19 protein-coding genes and 1 rRNA gene are annotated in these 22,359 nt (G+C 72.0%); 12 read left to right on the forward strand and 8 right to left on the reverse strand.

The genetic code is table 11. The features are described from left to right. The 3 genes from rrf to ACWCPW_RS48315 all read left to right on the forward strand — a co-directional run. Positions 1 to 77 (forward strand): 5S ribosomal RNA (rrf, locus tag ACWCPW_RS48305); the annotation flags it as partial. Between the two features lie 535 nt (positions 78 to 612). Next, positions 613 to 1,734, forward strand: a complete 1,122-nt coding sequence (locus tag ACWCPW_RS48310) for a sensor histidine kinase (RefSeq protein WP_449768022.1) — start codon at positions 613 to 615, stop codon at positions 1,732 to 1,734. Continuing rightward, complete coding sequence (locus ACWCPW_RS48315; protein ID WP_449768023.1) at positions 1,731 to 2,438, forward strand: response regulator; 708 nt, start codon at positions 1,731 to 1,733, stop codon at positions 2,436 to 2,438. Before ACWCPW_RS48310 ends, ACWCPW_RS48315 begins: the two co-directional genes overlap by 4 nt. A gap of 107 nt (positions 2,439 to 2,545) precedes the next feature. Here the strand turns inward: ACWCPW_RS48315 and ACWCPW_RS48320 are convergent, their stop codons facing one another. The 5 genes from ACWCPW_RS48320 to ACWCPW_RS48340 are packed head-to-tail and all read right to left on the reverse strand — an operon-like array spanning position 2,546 to position 8,134. Further along, complete coding sequence (locus tag ACWCPW_RS48320; protein WP_449768024.1) at positions 2,546 to 3,841, reverse strand: DUF58 domain-containing protein; 1,296 nt, start codon at positions 3,839 to 3,841, stop codon at positions 2,546 to 2,548. 6 nt (positions 3,842 to 3,847) lie between these two features. Further along, positions 3,848 to 4,816 (reverse strand): AAA family ATPase, encoded by a 969-nt coding sequence (locus ACWCPW_RS48325; protein WP_449768025.1) that lies wholly within the window; start codon positions 4,814 to 4,816, stop codon positions 3,848 to 3,850. Continuing rightward, a complete protein-coding gene (locus ACWCPW_RS48330; RefSeq protein ID WP_449768026.1) occupies positions 4,813 to 5,955 on the reverse strand; it encodes a DUF4350 domain-containing protein in 1,143 nt (380 codons plus the stop codon). Before ACWCPW_RS48330 ends, ACWCPW_RS48325 begins: the two co-directional genes overlap by 4 nt. Beyond that, a complete protein-coding gene (locus ACWCPW_RS48335; RefSeq protein WP_449768027.1) occupies positions 5,952 to 6,620 on the reverse strand; it encodes a DUF4129 domain-containing protein in 669 nt (222 codons plus the stop codon). Before ACWCPW_RS48335 ends, ACWCPW_RS48330 begins: the two co-directional genes overlap by 4 nt. After that, positions 6,617 to 8,134, reverse strand: coding sequence for a hypothetical protein (locus tag ACWCPW_RS48340; RefSeq protein ID WP_449768028.1), 1,518 nt, complete (start codon positions 8,132 to 8,134; stop codon positions 6,617 to 6,619). The genes ACWCPW_RS48335 and ACWCPW_RS48340 overlap by 4 nt, the downstream gene beginning before the upstream one ends. Before the next feature lie 380 nt (positions 8,135 to 8,514). Here ACWCPW_RS48340 and mtrA point away from each other — a divergent pair, with 380 nt between their 5' ends. The 6 genes from mtrA to ACWCPW_RS48370 all read left to right on the forward strand — a co-directional run bounded on the left by mtrA (position 8,515) and on the right by ACWCPW_RS48370 (position 15,335). Continuing rightward, entirely contained in the window at positions 8,515 to 9,192 is a 678-nt protein-coding gene (gene mtrA / locus ACWCPW_RS48345) for an MtrAB system response regulator MtrA (protein WP_026219725.1), read from the forward strand. A gap of 16 nt (positions 9,193 to 9,208) precedes the next feature. Next, the gene (mtrB, locus tag ACWCPW_RS48350) at positions 9,209 to 10,981 is read left to right on the forward strand and encodes an MtrAB system histidine kinase MtrB (RefSeq protein ID WP_449768029.1); all 1,773 of its coding nucleotides are present in this window, start codon (positions 9,209 to 9,211) and stop codon (positions 10,979 to 10,981) included. Next, the gene (locus ACWCPW_RS48355; protein WP_449768030.1) at positions 10,978 to 12,753 is read left to right on the forward strand and encodes an LpqB family beta-propeller domain-containing protein; all 1,776 of its coding nucleotides are present in this window, start codon (positions 10,978 to 10,980) and stop codon (positions 12,751 to 12,753) included. The genes mtrB and ACWCPW_RS48355 overlap by 4 nt, the downstream gene beginning before the upstream one ends. 718 nt (positions 12,754 to 13,471) lie before the next feature. Continuing rightward, entirely contained in the window at positions 13,472 to 13,837 is a 366-nt protein-coding gene (locus ACWCPW_RS48360) for a phosphoribosyltransferase family protein (protein WP_449768040.1), read from the forward strand. Beyond that, positions 13,725 to 14,405 carry a ribosome hibernation-promoting factor, HPF/YfiA family gene (gene hpf / locus ACWCPW_RS48365; RefSeq protein ID WP_395863432.1) on the forward strand — a complete coding sequence of 227 codons (681 nt, stop codon included), beginning with the start codon at positions 13,725 to 13,727 and terminating at the stop codon, positions 14,403 to 14,405. Before ACWCPW_RS48360 ends, hpf begins: the two co-directional genes overlap by 113 nt. A gap of 219 nt (positions 14,406 to 14,624) precedes the next feature. Next, complete coding sequence (locus tag ACWCPW_RS48370; protein ID WP_052174179.1) at positions 14,625 to 15,335, forward strand: response regulator; 711 nt, start codon at positions 14,625 to 14,627, stop codon at positions 15,333 to 15,335. Between the two features lie 155 nt (positions 15,336 to 15,490). On the opposite strand, the gene ACWCPW_RS48375 is transcribed toward ACWCPW_RS48370, so the two are convergent. Then, positions 15,491 to 16,699 (reverse strand): winged helix-turn-helix domain-containing protein, encoded by a 1,209-nt coding sequence (locus ACWCPW_RS48375; RefSeq protein ID WP_449768031.1) that lies wholly within the window; start codon positions 16,697 to 16,699, stop codon positions 15,491 to 15,493. A gap of 28 nt (positions 16,700 to 16,727) precedes the next feature. Continuing rightward, positions 16,728 to 17,258 (reverse strand): GNAT family N-acetyltransferase, encoded by a 531-nt coding sequence (locus tag ACWCPW_RS48380; RefSeq protein ID WP_449768032.1) that lies wholly within the window; start codon positions 17,256 to 17,258, stop codon positions 16,728 to 16,730. A gap of 139 nt (positions 17,259 to 17,397) precedes the next feature. On the opposite strand from ACWCPW_RS48380, the gene secA reads away from it, so the two are divergent. Further along, positions 17,398 to 20,166: a preprotein translocase subunit SecA gene (gene secA, locus ACWCPW_RS48385; RefSeq protein ID WP_449768033.1), complete on the forward strand. Its 2,769-nt coding sequence runs from the start codon at positions 17,398 to 17,400 to the stop codon at positions 20,164 to 20,166. Between the two features lie 170 nt (positions 20,167 to 20,336). Here the strand turns inward: secA and ACWCPW_RS48390 are convergent, their stop codons facing one another. After that, entirely contained in the window at positions 20,337 to 20,930 is a 594-nt protein-coding gene (locus ACWCPW_RS48390; RefSeq protein WP_449768034.1) for an Rv3235 family protein, read from the reverse strand. A 275-nt stretch (positions 20,931 to 21,205) separates the two neighbouring features. Between ACWCPW_RS48390 and ACWCPW_RS48395 the strand changes: the two genes are divergently transcribed. Together ACWCPW_RS48395 and ACWCPW_RS48400 are read left to right on the forward strand one after the other, a co-directional pair. Next, positions 21,206 to 21,667, forward strand: coding sequence for a DUF6912 family protein (locus ACWCPW_RS48395; protein WP_449768035.1), 462 nt, complete (start codon positions 21,206 to 21,208; stop codon positions 21,665 to 21,667). Positions 21,668 to 21,693: 26 nt separating this feature from the next. Then, positions 21,694 to 22,353, forward strand: coding sequence for an HAD family hydrolase (locus ACWCPW_RS48400; protein ID WP_449768036.1), 660 nt, complete (start codon positions 21,694 to 21,696; stop codon positions 22,351 to 22,353). Positions 22,354 to 22,359: the final 6 nt, after the last annotated feature.

Raw genomic sequence — 22,359 nt, forward strand, 5'->3', positions numbered from 1 at the left:
CGAACCCGGAAGCTAAGCTCTCCAGCGCCGATGGTACTGCACTCGAAGGGGTGTGGGAGAGTAGGACGCCGCCGGAATCTACGTGTGAAAGGCCCGCCCCTTTTCGGGGGCGGGCCTTTTGCGTTTCCCGGATCCGGGCTTTTGTTGCTTTCGATTTCGGTGTGTCCGTGTCGGGCCGGGCCGGAACTGACGTTCGGAAGGACCCGGCCTCCATCGGACCATCGGGCGATCGGCAGATGCGGACCGGGTGGGCTCTCTGCTTTTCGGCAGAGGCGCGTGGAAAGTGTGCGCGTCTACGCTCTGGTGATCATGCTGACGGATGGGGGAGGCACGCCGATGAGCACTGCTGCCGATGGAGGGTCCCGAGTCCGGACCGGCACTGACGTCCGCGCCGGAGGTCCTGTCGCCGTCAGTGGGCTTCTCGGTCGTGCTTCCGCGGTTGCCTGTGTGGTTGGCGTCGTTGGTGTCGGGCTCGGGATCGGTTTCGGGCAGAGCCCCTTTGCGGTGGTGCCGACCGTGGTCGGCGGCGCGGTGGTGCTGTGGGCCGTGTTGTGTCGGCCGAGGCCGGGGGCGTCGCTTTCGTATGTGTGTATCGGGCTGGGTGGGCTCTGTTTGGTCTCCCTCCTGGGACAGGCGTGGTCCTCGTCGACGGAGTCGGGCGTCTGGGGACTCGCCCGGGTGGCCGTACTGCTGGTTCTGGTCGGGGCGTGTGCGCGTTGGGAGCCGCGGCGGTCGGCGGGGGGTGCGATCGGGGCGATGGGGGCGGCGGTCGCGCTGTGGTCGCTGCCGTTGGCGGAGTGGCGGGGTGGTCCCCTGGAGGCGTTCGGCGCGGCGGTGTTCTGGGGGCTTCCGGTGGTCGTGGCGGTGGTCCTGGGCGGGTATCCGCGATTGGTCGAGCGGCGGCGGGTGGCCGCGGTCGTGTCCGCTCGGCGTGAGCAGCAGCTCGACATCGCCCGGGACCTGCACGACTACGTCGCGCACGACGTCAGTGGCATCGTCGCGCAGGCCCAGGCGGCCCGCTTCGTCGGCGCGTCGGATCCCGCTCAGGCGCTGGTCGCCCTCGAGCGGATCGAACGGGCCGGGTTGGCGGCGTTGGCGTCGATGGACCGGATGGTCACGACGCTGCACGTCGGCGACTCGGATCGGGCGGCATCGCGGGTGGCCTTGCCCGGTATCGATCGGTTGCCGGAGCTGATCGCCGACTTCACCACCTCGGCCGGCACCCGCGCGGTCCTGACCATCGCGCCCGAACTCACGACCGCAGCCGACGTCGCCACCACCGCGGACCCGAACTCGGACGCCCCGGTGACCGTTGTGTCCCGCGAGACGTCGGCCACCGTCCACCGAGTGGTCGTCGAGGCGCTGACGAATGTCCGCCGACACGCGCCGAACGCGGTCGGCGTGGACGTCGCGGTCACCGCGTCGTCCCGATTCGGTCGTCCGGCCGTGGCGGTACTCGTGGTGGACGACAACGACGCCACGGGCCCCGGCGCCGCCGGCGCCCACAACCTCGCGCGCCGTCGCACGGGAGGCGGGCACGGGCTCGCCGGGCTGCGTGAGCGGGTGCGCGAGGCGGGTGGCGAGCTCCATGCCGGGCCGCTCGAACACGGCTGGCGCGTCCACGCGATCCTGCCCGCGGACCGCGCCGACCGCGCTCCCCACTCGGCCGACCCGCCCCACCCCGAGCCCAAGGCCGCAACTGCTCGCTCGACCCGGGAAACGAGGAACCGGTGACCACGCGCATCCTGATCGCCGACGACCAGGACGACATTCGCAGCGGGTTTCGGCTCGTGCTGGATTCGCAGCCGGACATGACCGTGGTCGGCGAGGCGGCCGACGGTGTCGCGGCCGTAGAGGCGGCGGCGCGGTTGCGTCCGGACGTCGTGCTGGCCGACATTCGCATGCCTCGGCTCGACGGGCTCGAACTCACCCGGCGGCTCGCCGGCCCGGACGTGGCCACGCCCACGCGGGTGATCGTGGTGACCACCTTCGAACTCGACGAGTACGTGCACACCGCGCTGCGCAACGGGGCCTGTGGGTTCCTGCTCAAGCGGTCCGGGCCCACGCTGTTGATCGAGGCGGTCCGGGCGGCGATGGCGGGCGACACTTTGATCAGCCCGCAGGTCACCGTCCGCCTGCTCGATCGACTGGCGGCGAACCCGGTCCCGAACCCGAATCCGGACGGGAACTCGAATCCGACACCGGCCGCCACCCCGGCCGGGCGCCCGGTCCCCGATCCGCTCACCACCCGTGAGCACGAGATCGTTCGACTGATCGCCCAGGGGCACACCAATGCCGAGATCGGCGCCGAGTTGTACATCACCGCCGGCACCGCGAAGACGCACATCGCGAACATCCAGGCGAAGTTGCGGGTGCGCAATCGGGTCGGGATCGCGGCCTGGGCGTGGGCGAACGGGCACGTCACCCCTGGTAGTTGAGCACGGGCCCCGGCGCGAGCGTGAGGAGCGTCGGCGCGGCTGAGCGGCGGGCGGTCGCTCGGCCCGCAAGAGCGACCCCGTCCGCCCGCCCGGGCGGGCCCTCCGGCCTACAGTCGTCCGGCCAGTTTCAAGGCCAGGTACATGTCCGTGAGCGCGGAGGCCAGTTCACCGGGTGGCGCGTCCACGACGGTGATCCGCTTGCGGCGCAACTCGGCTGCGGTGGACCGGCGTTCGGCCAGTTCGCGCTCGGCCGCGGCCGCTTCGTAGACCGCCGTGACGTCGCCTCGCCGGCCGGCCATGGCGGTGATCGCCGGGTCGGCGACCGCCGCCACGATCACCTCGTGTCGGGCGGCCAGGCCGGGCAGCACCGGGAGGATTCCCTCCTGGACCGCCTCTCGTTCCAGACCGGTGATCAGCACGATCAGTGAGCGGCGCGGGGAGCGGCGGAGAACCTCGGCGACCATGCCTCGGGCGTTGGGTTCGATCAACTCCGGTTCCAGTACGGTCATCGCCTGGACGAAGGCCGGGAGTATCCCGTTTCGGGGCGCCCGGCGGACCTCGGCGCGTACGCGGCGGTCGTAGGCGAGCAGGTCGACCCGGTCGCCCGCGTGATTGGCGACCGCCGTCAGCAGCAGGCTCGCGTCCATCGCGGCGTCCAGGCGCGGGATGTCGCCGATCCGGCCGGCCGAACTGCGGCCGGTGTCCAGCACGATCAGGATGTGCCGGTCGCGTTCGGGGCGCCAGGTGCGCACCACGACGCCCTGGTTGCGGGCGGAGGCGCGCCAGTCGATCGACTTGGCGTCGTCGCCGGGGACGTACTCGCGCAGTGTGTCGAACTCGGTGCCCGCGCCGCGGGTGAGCAGGGCCGAGCGGCCGTCGAGTTCGCGCAGGCGTTCCAGCTTGGAGGGCAGCAGTCGGCGGCTGGGGAAGCCGGGCAGCACGCGCAGTCGCCACGGCACCTTGTGCGAGCCCTGGCGGGCGGCCAGGCCCAGCGGGCCGATCGAGCGGACGGTGACCCGGTAGGCGTTGCGGTCGCCGCGGCGGGTGGGGGTCATCGTGGTGGTGAGCCGGCGGCGTTCGCCGGCGGGGATGTCCAGGTCGTGCCGCTGTGTGGCGGTGCCGGTGCTGGGCGGCCACGCGTCGCGCAGTCGGCCGCGCAGGGGGCGGGTGCCGGGGTTGGTGACGGTCAGCGTGACCTCGGCGCGTTCGCCGAGGCGGACCGCGGTGTCGCCGCCTCGTTCGAAGGTCAGGCCGCGGACGCCGGCGGCGAGCAGCAGGTCGGCGAGGATGCCGAGCAGCAGCGCGCCCTCGACCACCACCAGGCCGAGCAGGGAGGGCAGGAGCAGGCCGACCACCAGGATGCCCAGTGCTGCGGCCAGGACGGCACGACCGGTCAGGGCCATCGGCGGTTAACGCGGGACCGGCGTGTGGGCCAGGACGGCGTCGATCGCCACGTCGGGCGTGACGCCTTCCATCTCGGCCTCGGAACGCAGCCGGACGCGGTGTCGCAGGGCCGGGCGGGCCAGCGCCTTGACGTCGTCGGGGGTGACGTAGTCGCGGCCTGCCAGCCAGGCCCACGCGCGTGCGGCGGCGAGCAGCGCGGTGGCTCCGCGCGGGGAGACGCCCATGGCCAGGGACGGGGAGGTCCGGGTGGCCCGGCACAGGTCCACGACGTAGGCCAGGATGTTCGGGTCGACGCGCAGCGCGCTCACCGCCCGGCGACCGGCGGCCAGGTCCGCGGCGCCCGCGACCGGGCGTACGCCGGCCGCCTCCAGGTCGCGCGGGTCGAAGCCCTCGGCGTGCCGGCGCAGCACCACGATCTCGTCGTCGCGCTCGGGCAGCGGCAGCGTGAGCTTGAGCAGGAAGCGGTCCAACTGGGCCTCGGGCAGCGGGTAGGTGCCCTCGTACTCGATCGGGTTCTGCGTCGCCGCGACCATGAACGGGTCGGGCAGCGGTCGGGTGGTGCCGTCGACCGAGACCTGGCGCTCCTCCATGGCTTCCAGCAGCGCGGCCTGGGTCTTGGGCGGCGTGCGGTTGATCTCGTCGGCGAGCAGCAGGTTGGTGAACACCGGGCCCTCGCGGAAGGAGAACGCACCGGTGCGCGCGTCGTAGACCATCGAGCCGGTGACGTCGCCCGGCATCAGGTCCGGGGTGAACTGCACGCGGGTGGTGGTCAGATCCAGGCTGCGGGCGAGGGCGCGCACCATCAGGGTCTTGGCGACGCCGGGGACGCCTTCCAGGAGCACGTGGCCCCGGCACAGGAGGGCGATCACCAGCCCGGTGACGGCGGCGTTCTGGCCGACCACGGCCTTGCCGATCTCGCCGCGCAGGGCTTCGAGGGCGTCGCGCGCCTCGCGGGTCTGCTCGGGTGCGCTCACGTCGTGCGTACCTGCCTTATCAGCGCGTCGAGTTCGTCGGACAAGGTGACGAGGGCTTCGTCGCTCTCCGGGTTCGCACCGTACAACAGGGCGTGCAGGTGCGCGGACGTGTGGTCGGTGCGGGCGGTGATCGAGGCGATCAGGGCGGCCTCGCCGGTGTTGCCGCCCAGGGCGCGCGCGAGCTGTTCGCGGGCGGCGGCGCGCAGCAGTTCGGCGGCGGTGTCGCGGGCGCGGCCGCGCTGGTACAGCCGTGCGCGGCCCTCCACGGTCTCGGCGGCGCGCACCACGACCGGGAGTGGTTCGGCCACCACGGGGCCGAGTCGGCGGGCCCGCCACAGGGCCAGCAGGATGGCGGCGACGGCCAGTTGGGCGGCGCCCCAGCGCCAGCCGGAGGGGAGCAGGTCCCACAGTGAGTCGTCGGCGGGCGGGAGTTCGCCCGAGCCGGGCAAATACCAGATCAGGCGCGGGTGGGCGCCGAGCAGGTTGAGCGTGAGGGCGGCGTTGCCGCGGTCGTCGAGGCGGTCGTTGACCAGCGGGCTGCCGGAGCCGAGCACGACCGTGTCGCGGCCGGCGCCGACCGGGGCGAGTACGAGCGTCGGCCGGTCCGCGTCCGGGTAGCAGCCGGTGGCGCCGGGGAGCAGCGAGGTGTCGTAGCGGCCGCCGCCGATGTCCGCGTCGCCCGCGCGCTCGGCGGCGGGCAGCGCGCAGCCCGGTTGCAGGGTGCGCCGGTCGGCGTCGCGGGCGGTGTGCAGGCCGGGCGCCAGGATCGCGAGCGCGTCCTCGCCGGGGCGGACCAGGACGGTGCGGGCCGGCGCGGCGGCGGCGAGGGTGCGCAGGCTCTCCTCGGTGAGCAGGTTGGGGAAGGGCAGCAGGAGGGTGGTGTCCGGGCCGACGGACCGGGCCGCCTCGTCGGCGGAGCGAACGGTGTTCACCTGGACGCCTTCGGCCTGGAGCAGCCGGGCCAGGGCCTTGCTGCCCTGGCCGCCGGTGGAGCGGGGGTCCAGGCGGCCCTCGTGTCGGTCGCCTTGGAGCAGTACGAGCGCGGAGACCACGATCAGGACCAGGGCGACCAGGGCCAGGGGCAGGCGCATGCGGCGCCACACCTGTTCGGCGTCGGGGCCGAGCGCGGTGTTGCTCATCGCGGCACCCGCCCGTCGGTGTGCGGGCGGGCGGCGGCGCAGCGGGCGTCGAGTTCGCGCAGGGCGCGGTCCAGTTCCCGGTCGGCGGTACGGCCGCCGTAGTGCACGTCGTCGAAGGTCGCCGCGGCGGTGCGCAGGTCCGCCGCGGCGTCGGGTAGTGCTCGGCCCGCCTCGGCGGCCGCCTCGTCGGCGGTGCGGCCGGCGCGTACGTCGAGCACGGCGCGTTCCTCCAGGGCGCGCACGATGGCGCGGAAGCGTTCGCGGACCGCCTCGTCCCAGCGGCCCTCGGCGGCGTGCGCGTCGGCGGCGGCGCGGTGTCGGGCGGCCGACATCGGGCCCTGGTCGCCGTAGAGCGGGAAGTCCGCGCGGCGGCGGGCGGCGCGCAGCGGGCCCAGGCGCATCCGCAGCAGCACGATCGCGGCGATCAGTACGAGCAGGATCACCACCAGGCCGATGCCGCCGCCGGGGCTGTTGTCGCCGGCCCGGGAGAGCAGGTCGCCCAGGTGGTCGAAGAACCAGTCCAGGGCGCGGCTGAACAGGCTGGGGTCGTCGCGGTGGTACTCGCTGCGGGAGAGCTCGTCCCGGGCGGCATCCCGCGCGTCGTCGCGCGGGATGTCCACCGGTTCCCAGTCCCGGGCCGGGATCGGCGGCATGTGGCGGGTCACGCCGGCGTGGGTCCCGAGGTCGTGTCGCTGCCGGGCTCGTCGTCCAGGACGCCGGCCGCGCGGGCGAGGTCGAGGTCGAGTGCCTCGCGGCGGATGCGCTGGTCGATGTAGAGCAGCGCGGTCGCGCCGGCGGCGAACGGGAACAGCAGCGCGGAGGAGATCACCGCGCCGACGCCGGTGATCAGCAGGTCGAGGAAGGAGGGCTCGGGGATGTCGGAGGCGTCCGAGGCGGTGATCGCCGAGAAGCCGTCGGAGGCGAGCAGGAACGGTGTCTGGATGATGCCGCCGACGATCGCCATGATCAGCGCGATCAGCAGCATGATGCCGCACACGCGCCACCACGAGCCGGTGACCAGCTTGCGCGAGCGCTCCAGGGACTTGCGGACCGACTGCTTCTCCAGCATCAGCGTGGGGCCGGCCAGGGCGAGGCAGACGTAGAGGTAGATCGCCGCGACGATGCCGCCGATCATGCCGAAGAGCACGAGCAGGGCGCCGAGGCCGTCGGCGCCGACGGCCAGCAGGACCAGGCCGGGCAGCAGGGCCACCAGCAGGGCGCCGACCGGGATGAGCCAACTGGCGAAGGTGACCCCGAGCAGCCGCGGGAACAGCGGGCGGACCGCCGTCCAGGCCTGGCCGGCGGTCATGGTCTTGGCGATCACGGCGCGGCTGACCACGACGGTGAGCATGGCGGTGGCGGCGATCTGGCCGAGGGTGGAGACCACGATCGGCACGAGCACCAGTGCGGCGGTGTCGCGCAGGTAGTGCCGGATCTCCTCGCCGGTGGGGTCGTCGCCGAGGTCGCTGGGCGAGAATTCGCGGTTGAGCAGCCACGTGATGGGCACTTCGAGGCACTGGGTGAGCAGGGCGACCACGACGGCGATGCCGATCATGACCTTCCAGTGCGAGCGCATGGCGGCGAAGGCGCCGTCGAGGATCTCGCCGACGCTCAGCGGGCGCAGTGGGATCACGCCGGGCTTGGCGGCCTGGACGTGGGGGCCGTTCCAGCCGGGAGGCGCGCCCCACAGGGGCTGCTGGTTGCCGCCCCAGCGCGGGTCCGGGCCGGGTCCTTGCGGGCCGGGGCCCTGATGCGGGGGTCCCCAGCCGTTGGCCGGGCCCTGTTGGGGCGGGCCCCAGCCGGCGGCGGGGGGTTGGACGGGTGCCCAGCCGGGGGCCGGGGCCTGTGGGCCGGGCTGCTCGGGCCGGTCCTCGGCGGGCGGCTTGTCCAACGACGTCGGCGCGTTCGCGGCGGCGGGCGTGTCCGAGGACGCGGGCTTGTCCAGGGACGTGGGCCGGTCTGCGGGCGCGGGCGCGGGCTCGCCGGCGGCCTCGGACGCGGTCTCGTCCGGGGACGAGTCCGCGAACGGGCGCGTGGCGGGAGGCGTGACCGGGGGCGTGGCCGCCGGCTGCGAGGCAGGCGCGGGTGCGGTCCGGTCGGGTGACGTGGCGTCGTCCGACGGGCGTTCTCCGTCCGGCCCCGGGGCGTCCGGGGTGGGCGGGCCGGGCGAGTCCGTCATGCGTTTGCGCTCCTCGTCCTGATCGGGTGGTGACTCATCGTGGCATGCCCGCGCGGGCCCCGGATGAACGGGCGGTCACGGGATGCGGTTCGGCGTACGGGCGCACCGATCGCGTGGACAACGTCGAGGGCTTCGCGCGCGTTCCGGGCCGGCCGGCGCGACGCCGGCGAGTGTCCGCGGCGGTCGTGCGTGTGGCCGAAATGTCCATTGCCCGGGCCCGCGGGCCGGCGTACGGCTCGGTATTCGACCGGTATTCGAGGTGATTCCGCCCTCTCGATCATGGTATTTGCCCCGAAAAAGGTGGGTTTGTTGCCTGTGGACGCGGCCGGAATCGGTCGGATGAGTGCAGGTCACAATCCGGTAATGCGACGATGATGCACATGAAGGGACGCGTCCTCATCGTTGACGACGACACCGCACTGTCCGAGATGCTCGGCATCGTGCTGCGTGGCGAAGGGTTCGAGCCGTCGTTCGTGGCGGACGGCGACAAGGCACTCCAGGCTTTCCGGGACGTCAAACCGGACCTGGTGCTGCTGGACCTGATGCTGCCCGGCCGCGACGGCATCGACGTCTGCCGCCAGATCCGTGCCGAGTCCGGCGTGCCGATCGTGATGCTCACCGCCAAGAGCGACACGGTCGACGTCGTGGTCGGGCTGGAATCCGGAGCCGACGACTATGTGATCAAACCGTTCAAGCCCAAGGAGCTTGTCGCTCGTGTGCGGGCCCGCCTGCGCAGAGCCGAAGAACCCACCCCGGAACAGTTGGTGATCGGCGATCTGGTGATCGACGTGGCCGGCCACGCCGTGAAGCGGGACGGGCAGAACATCGCGCTCACCCCGCTGGAGTTCGACCTCCTTGTCGCACTCGCCCGCAAGCCCTGGCAGGTGTTCACCCGCGAGGTGCTTCTCGAACAGGTCTGGGGTTACCGACACGCGGCCGACACCCGCTTGGTGAATGTGCACGTCCAGCGGCTTCGCTCGAAGATCGAGCGCGATCCCGAGCGCCCGGAGACGGTGGTCACCGTGCGCGGGGTCGGCTACAAGGCGGGACCGGCCTGACCTTGAGTTCGTACCGGTGAGCACCGCACAGCGGCCGCCCTCCCCGTCGGCCTGGTCCCTCGCCCTGCGTCGTGTGCGCGGTGGCGTGGGCCGGGTCATCGCGCTGTGGAACAGATCGATCCAGTTTCGCGTGGTGGCCACCACGCTGGTCCTGTCCGTCGCCGTGATGGTGCTGCTCGGGGTGGTGGTGGTCGGCCAGGTCCGCAACGGCCTGCTCGACGCGAAGGTGGCCTCCGCCCGGTCCCAGGCCCAGGGCGGGTTCGAGGATGCCCGCGCCCAGGCCGACGAGATCGCCACCAGTCCGGGCCGGCATGTCCAGGTGCCCACCGGCACCGCGGCGTCCGGCAACCGGGTGAACACCGGCGACTGGCTCAACGCGCTGGTCAAGCAGCTCTCCAGCGGTGGCCAGGGGGTCTACGACGTGGCCGCCACCAGCCAGGACACCGCGGACGATTCCCCCGGGGCCGGCCGCAGCCCGCGCGCGTCCGGCGACGTGGTCCCGGACGCGAGCGTGCCCGCCGAGTTGCGCCGCGAGATCGGCCTCAAGCGCGGGGTGGCGCTGTTGCAGTACACCCAGATCGTCCGCGAGGGGCAGCGCGGCGACGGTCCGGCCGAGAGAACCCGCGAGGCCGGTCTGGTGGTCGGGGCCCAGTTGGAGGACCCGGACGGGGGGTCCTACCAGCTCTACTACTTCTTCTCGTTCGGACCGGAGGAGAAGACCCTGGGGCTGGTGCGCAGCACGCTGGCCACCGCCGGGGTGTTCCTGGTGCTGCTGCTGGTGGCGATCGCGGCGCTGGTGACCCGGCAGGTGGTGACGCCGGTGCGGATGGCGGCGCGGATCGCCGAGCGGCTGGCCGCCGGGCGCCTGGAGGAGCGCATGCGCGTGGTCGGCGCGGACGATCTGGCCCGGCTGGGATCCTCGTTCAACAAGATGGCCTCCAATCTGCAGAACCAGATCAGACAGTTGGAGGAGCTCTCCCGGGTCCAGCGCCGGTTCGTCTCGGACGTCTCGCACGAGTTGCGTACGCCGCTGACCACCGTGCGGATGGCCGCCGACGTGCTGCACGAGGCGCGCGAGGACTTCGACCCGGCCACCCGGCGATCGGCCGAGCTGTTGCAGAACCAGTTGGACCGGTTCGAGGCGCTGCTGTCGGACCTGCTGGAGATCAGTCGGTTCGACGCGGGCGCGGCCGTGCTCGACGCCGAGCCGGTGGACCTGCGCGACCTGGTGCGCCGGGTGGTCGAGGGCGCCGAGCCGCTGGCCGAGCGGCGCGGCAGCCGCCTGGTGGTGCGCGTGCCGGACAAGCCGTGTGTGGCCGAGGTGGACCCGCGCCGGATCGACCGGGTGCTGCGCAACCTGGTGGTCAACGCGGTCGAGCACGGCGAGGGCCACGACGTGGTGGTCAGCGTCGCCGGCGGCGAGGACTCGGTCGCGGTGGCCGTGCGCGACTACGGCGTGGGCCTCAAGCCCGGCGAGTCCTCGCTGGTGTTCGCGCGGTTCTGGCGGGCGGACCCGGCCCGGGCGCGGACCACCGGCGGCACCGGCCTGGGCCTGTCGATCGCGTTGGAGGACGCGAACCTGCACGGCGGCTGGCTCCAGGCGTGGGGCGAGCCCGGCGGCGGCTCGCAGTTCCGGCTGAGCCTGCCCAAGACCGCGGGCGGTGAGCTGGTGCGTTCACCGCTGCCGCTGGAGCCCGAGGACTCGCGGGCCAATCGGGGCCTGGGCCCGGCCGGCTCGCCGTATCGGCGCACCGTGCGCGCGGCCGGCTCCTCGGGAGGCGGCCGATGAGGCGGATCACCCCGTTCCTGGCCCTGCTGTGCGTGCTGTGCACGCTCAGCGCGTGCGCGTCGATGCCGCACAGCGGCAGCGTGCGCGAGGCCGGCAAGGGCGGCACCAAGGACCAGGGCCCCGAGCAGCAGGTGCGGGTGTTCGCCGTGCCGCCCAAGCCCGGCGAGCAGCCGCACGGCATGGTCGCCGGCTTCCTGGAGGCGGTCACCAGCGACGAGCCGGACTACACGACGGCGCGGGCCTACCTGACCCCGGAGGCGCGGGCCAAGTGGGTGCCCACGCGCGAGATCGTGGTGCTCGAGTCGATCGCCCGGATCGAACTCGTGCCCGGCACCGACGAGCGGACCTACCAGGCCGAGGTGTCCGGCACCCGGGTGGGCACGGTCGACAGCCGCAACGCCTACCAGCCCGAGCAGCAGCCGAACGCGCAGTACCGGGCCACCCTGCAACTGCGCCTGGGCACCGACAACCAGTGGCGGATCGCCGACCTGCCGGACGGGTTGATCCTGTCCCGGGCCGAGTTCCACCGGATCTACCGGTCGGTGAACACCTACTGGTTCGCCACCGCGATGCCGATGGGCAAGGACATGCTGGTGCCCGACCCGGTCTACCTGCGCAGCCGGGTCGGCCTGACCTCCGCGCTGGTGCGCCAACTCGTGGAAGGCCCCACCGACTGGCTGCGGCCGGTGGTGGAGACCGCGTTCCCGCCGGGCACCGCGCCGGCCGACCGGGTGGTCTCGATCGAGGACAACCGGATCGCCCGGGTCCAGCTCAACCGCGAGGCCAGACTCGCCCAGACCAAGGGCTGCGAGCGGATGGCCGCGCAACTGCTGTACACGCTGCGCCAGGTCTCCGGGGTGGACTCCGTCTCGATCACCGGCGGCGGCGCCCCGATGTGCTCGCTCTCCGACGACGACGCCGCGCAGTACGACCCCGGTCGGGCCGCCAAGACGTCCGCGCCCACCGGCTACTTCATCGCCAAGGGCAACGTGGTCAACGTGGTGCCCGGCCCGAACGGCAATCCGCCGGTGCTGCCGGGACCCTTCGGCGACGGGACCTACAAGGTCGACCAGATCGCCGTCTCGCGCGACCCCTTCCGCCGCCGGATCGCGGGCATCGACACCAACGGCCGCAAGTTGTGGGTCGGTGACGTGGACGGCCACGGCGAGGTCCAGGAGTGGCTGAGCACGGGTCCGGCGTCGCTGCTCAGCCCGACCTGGGACGGCCGGGGTGTGCTGTGGGTGCTGGACCGGACCAGGAACGCGGAGCGGGTGCTCGCGCTGTACGAGGACGAACGCAAGCAGATCACCCGGGTCGAGGTCGACGTGCAGGGCATCGCCGCGTCCCGGATCACCGGCCTGCGGCTGTCCCCGGACGGCACGCGCGCCGCGCTGATCGTGGACAACGGCAAGGTCCTGATCGGCCGGGTCGAGCGGCGGGTGAGCAACGGCACGGTGGCCATGACGATCGCCGCGCCGCGCTCGGTGATCCCCTCGCTGGTCGAGGTCAAGGCGATCTCCTGGAACGGCGCCGACCGGCTCGTGGTGTTGGGCAAGGAGGGCCAGGGCGCGCTCCAGCCGCAGATCGTGGACATCGACGGCGGCATCTCGGTCTCGGTCGCCTCGGTCAACGGCATGCTGCGCATCGCGGCCCCGGACGGCGCGGACCAGCCCCTGCTGGCGGACTCCGGCGAGGAGAACATCTACCAGTTGTCCCAGGGCAACAACTGGACCAAGGTGCACAGCGGGCTGTACCCGGTCTATCCCGGCTAGCGGCGCCCCGCCCCGGTCGGCGGCGCCCCGCCCCGGTCGGCGGCGCGCCGTCCCGTCGGGCGGCGTGTCGTACCGGTCGGCAGCGGGCGGGTCCGGTCGGGCCCGGGCGGGTTCGATCGTTCGCCACGGCGCGCCATGACCGGATCGGGTGGTCGCGCCCGCGACGGGTCCGTTTCGGGGCCGGACGTGCGAGCTTGGGGAGATGGAACGGCGTCGGGTGTTCGCGACATGGGCCGACCTGGTGCTGCCCGTGCACTGCGCGGGCTGCACCGAGCCGGGCGCGCTGCTGTGCGCCGAGTGCCACGGGGCCTTCGCCCCGGAGCCCGCGCCCGCGCGGCCGATCCCCGCGCCCGAGGGCCTGCCGCCGGTGCACGCGATCACCGCGTACCGGGAGCCGGTGCGCTCGGTGCTCGCCGCGTACAAGGAACACGGCGCGCACACCCTGGCCCGCCCGCTCGGCGACGCCCTCGCGCGGGCCGCGGCGGCCGGGCTGAGCGACCCGACCGGGCCCTGTCTGCTGGTCCCGGTGCCCTCGACCCGGGCCGCGGTGCGGCGCCGGGGTCGGGACGCCATCGGCGAGCTGGCCCTGCGCGCGGCCGGCCGGCTGCGCGCGGGCGGGGCTCGCGCGCGCGTGCTGCCGGCATTGCGACATACCCGTCGAGTACGGGATCAAGCCGGTCTTTCCGCACGTGAACGGGGGATGAACGTCCGCCGATCAATGATCGTTTCGGACAGGTTGGCGCCCTTGTTTACGGGCATTAGTGTGGTGATCGTCGTCGATGATGTTTGCACCACCGGCGCAACTCTCGCGGAGGCGACCCGTGCGGTCCGAGCCGTGGGAGGGCGAGTCGAGGCAGCGGCCGTGGTGGCCGCGACCGCCCGGCAGCGCCGGTCGGAGCAGGGCCATCGGCGGCCTGGTCGGTCGGTTGGGTGCCCACCCCTCCGGCATGGCGCAATGGATGGAGTTCTGCGTGGACATTGTCGTCAAGGGCCGCAAGACCGAGGTACCGGAGCGTTTTCGCAAGCACTGCGTCGAGAAGCTGGAGAAGATCCGCAAGCTCGACGACAAGGTGATCAGCGTTGACGTCGAGGTATCCAAGGAGCGGAACCCGCGGCTGGCGGAGCGTTCGGACCGGGTGGAGATCACGCTGAACACGCGTGGTCCCGTCATCCGGGGCGAAGCCGCCGCGTCCGACCCATACGCCGCACTCGACATGGCGTGCGCGAGGCTCGAAGCGCAGTTGCGCAAGGCCGCCGACCGGCGGCGCGTACACCATGGTCACCGCTCCCCCGTATCGGTGGGCGCGGCCACTGCGGAGATCAATCACGCCGATCGGCTCAACGGGGCCGTGGTGGCGTCCGCGGAAGACATCGAGGCTGTGAAGAACGGCGAATTGAGGCCCCAGCCGCACATGGCGGGCCCGATCGAGGTAGACGGCGAAGGCCCCCTCGTGGTTCGCGAGAAGGTACACGCCGGGCGCCCGATGGCGCTCGACCAGGCGCTGTACGAGATGGAGTTGGTAGGCCACGACTTCTATCTGTTCATCGATTCGAGCACCAGGTGGCCGAGCGTGGTGTACCGCCGGCACGGCTACGACTACGGTGTGATCCACCTCAAGCCCGAGGACCGCGAGGACGGCGGACCGCAGTAGCAGCGGTCGGGCCGTTCGGGCGCGCCCCAGGTCGGTGATCCGACGCCGAAACCCTTCGGGGTTTCGGCGTCGGTTGCGTGCTCGACCCTGGCGTTCCCTGGCGAAAGTTCCGCTTCGCAAGTACGTTCCGCACATAACACCCATCAGGGCCTGGCGTCGTGGCGATCACGTGGGATCATGTCCTGGACACGGATCGTGCCGACCCAGGGGGGAAACACGGTGGGTGAACAGTCTGTTCCGACCCGCGTGGACCACGGCTCAGCGGGCGAACCGATTCGCGTGCTGGTGGTCGACGACCACGATCTGTTTCGCCGGGGTCTGGACATCGTGCTCGCGCCCGAACCCGACATCACGGTGGTGGGCGAGGCGGGGGACGGCGCCGAGGCGCTGGAGGCCGCGCAGGATCTGCTGCCCGACATCATCCTGATGGACGTCCGGATGCCCAGACGCGGCGGTATCGAGGCGTGCACGGCGATCAAGGAAGTCGCGCCCAGCACGCAGATCATCATGCTGACGATGAGCGAGGAAGAGGCCGACCTCTACGACGCGATCAAGGCCGGTGCGACCGGCTACCTGCTGAAGGAGATCTCGCACGGCGAGGTGGCCTCGGCGATCCGCGCGGTGGCCGACGGGCAGTCGCAGATCAGCCCGTCGATGGCGGTCAAGCTGCTGACCGAGTTCAAGTCGATGAGCAGGCGCGACGACGAACGACGCCTGGTGCCCGCGCCGCGGCTGACCGATCGCGAGATCGAGGTGCTGCGGCTGGTGGCCACCGGGCGCAACAACCGCGATATCGCCAAGCAGTTGTTCATCAGCGAGAACACGGTCAAGAACCACGTGCGCAACATCCTGGAGAAGCTCCAGTTGCACTCGCGGATGGAGGCCGTGGTCTACGCGATGCGGGAGAAGATCCTGGAGATCGGCGACTGAGCGGCTCGGGTGCACTCGGGCCATGCGGCTTCCGTGTTGGCCTCAAGCGCCGGCGGGGCTGGTTCGCCTCAAACGCCGGCGGGGCTGTTTGGCCTCAAGCGCCGGCCGGGCTGTGGGTGGCTCGGCCGGCGGATGAGGTCGGGGTGGTGTTCGGGTCAGGTTGTGAGTAGGGCGTTCAGGGGGGTGCGGGTGTTTTCGTGGGTGAGGTGGTCGATGCGTATGTTTTCGCAGCCCACCCAGCTCGCGGCCTCGCGTAGGGCGTCGGCCATGGCCGTGAGGGCGCGCTCGGGGACCTTGGGGCCGGCTTCGAAGGACAGGCGTCGGGCCACCAGGGTGCGGCCCTCGCGGGCCGGGTCCACCCGGCCGATCAAGCGCCCGCCGGCGAGCAGCGGCATCACGAAGTAGCCGTGGACGCGCTTGGCGGCCGGCACGTACGCCTCCAGGCGGTGCTCGAAGCCGCCGAACACCCGGGCCGTGCGCGGTCGGTCCCACACCAGCGCGTCGAACGGGGACAGCAGCGTGGTGCGATGGCGGCCGCGCGGTGCGGTGGCGAGCGCGGTCGGGTCGGCCCAGGTGCCCTCCTTGGCCGCCCGCTCGCCCCAGCCCGCGACGGTGACCGGGACCAGGCCGCTGTCCGGCAGCGCGGCGTCGACCTGGGCCCGGGTCAGCCGGTACTGGTCCATCAGGTCGGCCCGGGTGGCCACGCCCAGTTGGCGGCCGGCCAGGGCGACCAGGCGGCGCACGCACTCGGCGTCGTCGGGCTCCTCGGCGAGCAGGGCCGGCGGGATCACCCGTTCCGGCAGGTCGTACACCCGCTTCCAGCCCTCGCGGCGCACGCAGACCACGTCGCCGAAGGCGAGCGCGCGCTCGGCGGCGACCTTGGTCTCGCTCCAGTCCCACCACTCGCCCCGGTTCTTGGCCCCGCCCAGGCCGGTGGCGGTGAGCGGGCCCTCGGCGCGCAGGCGTTCCAGGACGCCCGCGTACGCCTCCGGGGTGACCTGGTGGCCCCACAGGCTGCCGCGTCCGCGGTAGTGCCGGCGGCGGAAGGCGAAGTCCGGCCACGTGGACATCGGCAGCACGCAGGCCGCGTGCGACCAGTACTCGAACGCGGTGTCGCCGCGCCAGTAGGCGGTCTCGACGGCCGGGCGGCCGACCGGGCCCAGACGGGCGTACGGCACCAGTTCGTGCGAGCGGGCCAGCGTGGAGATGGTGTCGAGTTGGACCGCGCCGAGTGAGCGCAGTACGCCGGGTACGCCCGCGCGGCGGTCGGGGGCGCCCAGGAGGCCCTGCGCGGCCAGCACGATCCGGCGGGCCTCGTCGGCGGTCAGTTCGGTGCCCGGCAAGATGGTCGGCTGTGTGGTCATGACCGCCACCTTAGAACGTATGTTCGCATCAGGTGTCCGTGGCGAGCCGGGCGTGCAGGTGTACGTCGGTGAAGGGCTCGGCGGCGCCGATGACGCAGTCCCGGAGAACTCCTTCGAGTGCATATCCGGCGGCGTTCGCGACCGCGCACGAGGCGGTGTTGGTGACCGCGTGCCGCAGTTCCACCCGGTGCACGTCCAGCGCGCCGAACGCCCACCGGGTCACCGCGCCCACCCCGTGCCGGGCCACGCCCAGGCCGCGCGCGCCCTTGAGCGTCCAGTAGCCGATCTCGCCCGTACGCCACCGCGGGACGAGGTTCTTGAGCGCCACGTGGCCGTGGACCTCGCCGGTGACCGCGTCCATCACCGCGAACGAGGGGCTGTCGCCGTCGGCCCAGCGCTCCCGGCGGGCGGCCAGCCACGCGTGCGGGTCACCGTCCGTCGGCACCGACATCCAGCGGGTGATCTCGGGATCGGTCAGCGCCGCGCGGACCACCTCGACGTCGTGTTCGTTCCAGGGCCGGAGCTGAAAGCGCCCCGCCGCGATCTCCACAGGTTCCATGCCGGTCACTGTGCCGGCCCGCGAGGCTCGATCCCGGCTTGCCTCCTCGCATACGATGGCCGTATCGGCGGGACGGGCCCCGCCGTGCCGTCACGTCCGAAAGGCGGGCGGGCGCCGTCGGGCAAGGAGCTCATCCAGCGTGTCTATCTTCGACAAGGTCCTGCGCGCCGGCGAGGGCAAAATCCTGCGCAAGCTCAACCGCATCGCAGATCAGATCGAGTCGATCGAAGATGACTTCAAGGACCTCTCCGATGCCGAGCTTCGGGCACTGACGGACGAGTACAAGCAGCGCTACGCCGACGGGGAGACCCTCGACGACCTGCTTCCGGAAGCCTTCGCCACCGTTCGCGAGGCCGCGCGCCGCACCCTGGGCCAGCGGCACTACAAGGTGCAGCTCATGGGTGGTGCCGCGCTGCACCTGGGCAACATCGCCGAGATGCGCACCGGTGAGGGCAAGACCCTCGTCTCCACGCTGCCCGCCTACCTGAACGCGATCGCCGGCGAGGGCGTGCACGTGGTCACGGTCAACGACTACCTCGCCGAGCGCGACTCGGAGTGGATGGGACGCGTCCACCGCTTCCTGGGCCTGAGCGTGGGCTGCATCCTGGCCAACATGCCGCCGCACGAGCGTCGCAAGGCGTACGGGTACGACATCACCTACGGCACCAACAACGAGTTCGGCTTCGACTACCTGCGCGACAACATGGCGTGGTCGGCCGACGAACTGGTGCAGCGCGGCCACTTCTTCGCCGTGGTCGACGAGGTCGACTCGATCCTGGTCGACGAGGCCCGCACGCCGCTGATCATCTCCGGCCCGGCCGACCAGGCCACGAAGTGGTACGCCGACTTCGCCACGATGGTCAAGCGGCTCAAGCGCGGCGAGGCGGCCAACCCGCTCAAGGGCATCGAGGAGACCGGCGACTACGACGTCGACGAGAAGAAGCGCACCGTCGCGATCCACGAGTCCGGCGTGGGCCGGGTCGAGGACTACCTCGGCATCGACAACCTCTACGAGGCGGTCAACACCCCGCTGGTCGGCTACCTGAACAACGCCATCAAGGCGAAGGAGCTGTACAAGCGGGACAAGGAGTACGTGGTCGTGGACGGCGAGGTGCTCATCGTCGACGAGCACACCGGCCGCATCCTCGCCGGTCGCCGCTACAACGAGGGCATGCACCAGGCGATCGAGGCCAAGGAGGGGGTGGACATCAAGGACGAGAACCAGACCCTGGCCACCGTCACCCTCCAGAACTTCTTCCGCCTGTACAAGAAGCTCGGCGGCATGACCGGCACCGCGATGACCGAGGCCGCCGAGTTCCACCAGATCTACAAGCTCGGCGTGGTGCCCATCCCCACCCACCGTTCGGTGCAGCGCGTGGACCAGTCCGACCTCGTGTACAAGACCGAGGAGGCCAAGTTCGACGCGGTGGTCGAGGACATCACGCAAAAGCACGAGAAGGGCCAGCCGGTCCTGGTCGGCACCACGAGCGTGGAGAAGTCCGAGTACCTCTCCGCCCAGCTCCGCAAGCGCGGCGTGCCGCACGAGGTACTCAACGCCAAGCACCACGAGCGCGAGGCGCAGATCGTCGCGCAGGCCGGCCGCAAGGGCGCGGTCACGGTGGCCACCAACATGGCCGGCCGAGGCACCGACATCATGCTCGGCGGCAACCCGGACCACCTCGCCGCGGCCGAGCTCGCCCAGCGCGGGCTCACCCCGACCGAGACGCCGGAGGAGTACGAGAGCGCCTGGCCGGACGCGCTGGAGAAGGCCAAGAAGGCGGTCAAGGCCGAGCACGAGGAGGTCTCCGACCTCGGCGGCCTGTACGTGCTGGGCACCGAGCGGCACGAGTCCCGCCGGATCGACAACCAGCTCCGCGGTCGCTCCGGCCGCCAGGGCGACCCCGGCGAGTCGCGCTTCTACCTCTCGCTCGGCGACGACCTGATGCGCCTGTTCAAGGCCAACATCGTCGAGCGTGTGCTGACCCTGGCCAACGTGCCCGAGGACCAGCCGATCGAGTCGAAGATGGTCTCCAACGCGATCAAGTCCGCGCAGACCCAGGTCGAGCAGCAGAACTTCGAGATTCGCAAGAACGTCCTCAAGTACGACGAGGTGCTGAACCGCCAGCGCGAGGTGATCTACGGCGAGCGCCGCCGGGTGCTCGCGGGCGAGAACCTGCAGGAGCAGATCGGCCACTTCATCGACGACACCGTCGAGGCGTACGTGCACGGGGCCACCGAGGGCTTCGCGGAGGAGTGGGACCTCGAGAAGTTGTGGGCCAACCTCAAGCGGCTGTACCCGGTCAGCGTCACGATCGAGGAGGTCGAGGAGGAGTTCGGCGACCGCTCCGACCTGGACACCGAGCAGCTCGTGGAACTGCTGCGGGCGGACGCCCAGGCCGCGTACGCGCTGCGCGAGGAGAAGCTCGGCGAAGAGGTCATGCGCGAGCTGGAGCGCCGGGTGATCCTGTCGGTGCTGGACCGCCGCTGGCGTGAGCACCTCTACGAGATGGACTACCTCCAGGAGGGCATCGGCCTGCGGGCGATGGCGCAGCGCGACCCGCTGGTGGAGTACCAGCGCGAGGGCTTCGACATGTTCAACGCCATGATGGAGGGCATCAAGGAGGAGTCGGTCGGCTACCTCTTCAACGTCGAGGTCGAGATCGAGCAGGTGCCCGAGGCGCCGAGCATCTCGATCGACAAGGCCGCGCCGCTGCCGGAGATCCACGCCAAGGGCCTGGACACGCCCCAGCGGCCGGCGCACCTGCAGTACAGCGCGCCGACGATCGACGGCGAGGGTGGCGTGGTCACCTCCGAGGAGAACTTCGAAGAGGACGACGTCGAGGTCGACGAGGGTGCGACTCGGGCCGAGCGCAGGCGCGCGCAGCGCGCGAAGCGCAAGAAGAAGTAGGCCCGGGTCGACTCGGCCGGCCTGCGGCCCGCCCGTCCTCGAACGCCGGACGGGCTCGATGGTCGACGTGCGGCCGAGTGGTCGACGGCGTATGCGCAGTGATGTCGAAGTGATGGATCGACCCGAGGGTCCGGACCGCGGTTGTGGTCCGGACCCTCGGGTCTTCCGCGTCACGTGAGGCCGTCGTGTTCCAGCGCGGTGCACAACCACGTGTCGGTGGGCCGGCGGGTGGGGGCGTCGCGTTCCAGGCGGAAGGCGAGGGTCAGCACCCAGGAGGCGGCGCGCAGCCGGGCGTAGCCCTCGGCGACGCCGTCGGCGGGGGCCCGGCCGCCGCACGATTCCACGCTCAGCCGGCCGACCCGGCGGGCGGCGAGTCGGCGGATCAGGTGGTGTGTGGTGGCGTAGACGGCGGCGGAGGCGTACGGCCGCAACTGGGTGACCGCGCGCAGGCCGGAGCCGATCTCGGCGAGCGCGTGTGCCAGCCGTCGCGCGCGCAGCCGGGCCTCGGCCGGGTCCGGCTCGTCCAGGGCGCGGATCAGCCGCAGTGCCGGGCGCGGTGCGGGTGGCGGGTCGAAGGCCGGATCGGGCGCGAGCGCGAGCGAGCCGTGCACGAGCGCCGCCCGGTGCGTGGGCGGGCGAAGCGGGAGGATCTCGCGATCGGCACGCCCGGCCGGGGCCGGGTCGAAGGGGCTCTCGCCGGCGGGTGCCCGCACCACGTACAGGTGCGGAGGCGGCGTGGTGCGGACGGTGTTCGTGTGGACCATGGGTCCTCCCCGTGAAGCTGTGTGAAGACGTGCGAAAGGCGTGCGAGGACGCGAGCGTCCGGTGTGGCCGCGCACTCGTCCCGCTCGTTCCCCCGACCGGGACGTGTGCAGGCACTTCCTAGCCGGCTCGCGGCGCGTGGTCAACCATTCGTCTGGCCGTCCTGGGATTACGCTGACGCGCGTCGACTCACGCAATGTGGCGGTAGGTCGACCGTCGCCCCGGCTCTGGGCGAACTCGAACGGATGCCGGGATTTCACTCGATTGGAGTCGCCCGATGCGTGTGTTCATCCCCACCACGCCCGCAGGTCTGGCCTCGGTGCACGCCGAGGGCGCGATCGTGTCGGCACCGCTGTTCGCGTACGCGGTCACCGACGCGTTTCGCGCCTGGTACGAGAGCGAGGACGAGGAGGAGCTGGAGTACGGCGCGCTGACCCGGGCCGCCGAGGCCTCCCTGCGGCTGCTCGCGGACGAGCCGGGCGGAACGCGTCGGATCGTGCTGGCGGCGGACGTACCGGACCACCTGGTGGGCGTGCGCGCGCAGGACGGGCCGGGCGCGGTGGTGGTGGACGCGACGGTGCCGCGCAAGCGGATCGCGGCGGTGCACATGGACACCGCCGAGGCCGAGGAGGCGATCGCCGCGGCGCTGGCCGGCGGGCTCACCGACGAGCTGATCGAGGCGACCGAGGAGCACGAGTTGTTGTGGTTCGCGACACAGGAGCTGGCCGACCTGCTGTGAGCGTGCCCACGGCACAATGAAGGTCCATGAAGAGTCGACCTCCGCACCTGGTCTGGGACTGGAACAGCACGCTGTTCCACGACATGGACGCGATCATCGCGGCCACCAACGCCTCGTTCGCGCTGCTGGGGCTGCCGCCGATGACCCTCGAGCGCTATCGCGAGCTCTACTGCGTGCCCGTGCCGAAGTTCTACGAGAAGATCACCGGCCGGGTTCCCGATGCCGCCGAGTGGGTGCTGCTCGACGACGCCTTCCAGCAGGTCTACGCCACGCACAGCGTGCTGTGCGAGCTCGCCGGCGGCGCGGACGAACTGCTGCGCACGTGGCAGCACGAGGGCGGCACCCAGTCGTTGTTGTCGCTGACCGCGCACGAGTCGCTGATGCCGTTCGTGCGCCGGTTCGGGATCGAGGAGCGGTTCGTGCGGGTGGACGGGCGGGTGGGTCCGCCCGGCGGCGGCAAGGCCGAGCACCTGGTCCGGCACCTGGCCGCGCTGGGCCGGGATCCGGGTGAGGTGGTGCTGATCGGCGACGCCGCCGACGACGCGGCGGCGGCGCTGCACGTGGGCGCGCGGGCGGTGTTGTACACGGGCGGTTCGCACGCGCGGGCCAGCCTGGAGGTGGCCGGCGTGCCGGTGGTGGACTCGCTCGCGGACGCGGTGGCGCTCGCGCGTACGTATCCGGGCTGACCCTCG

Source organism: Embleya sp. NPDC001921, assembly GCF_053594475.1.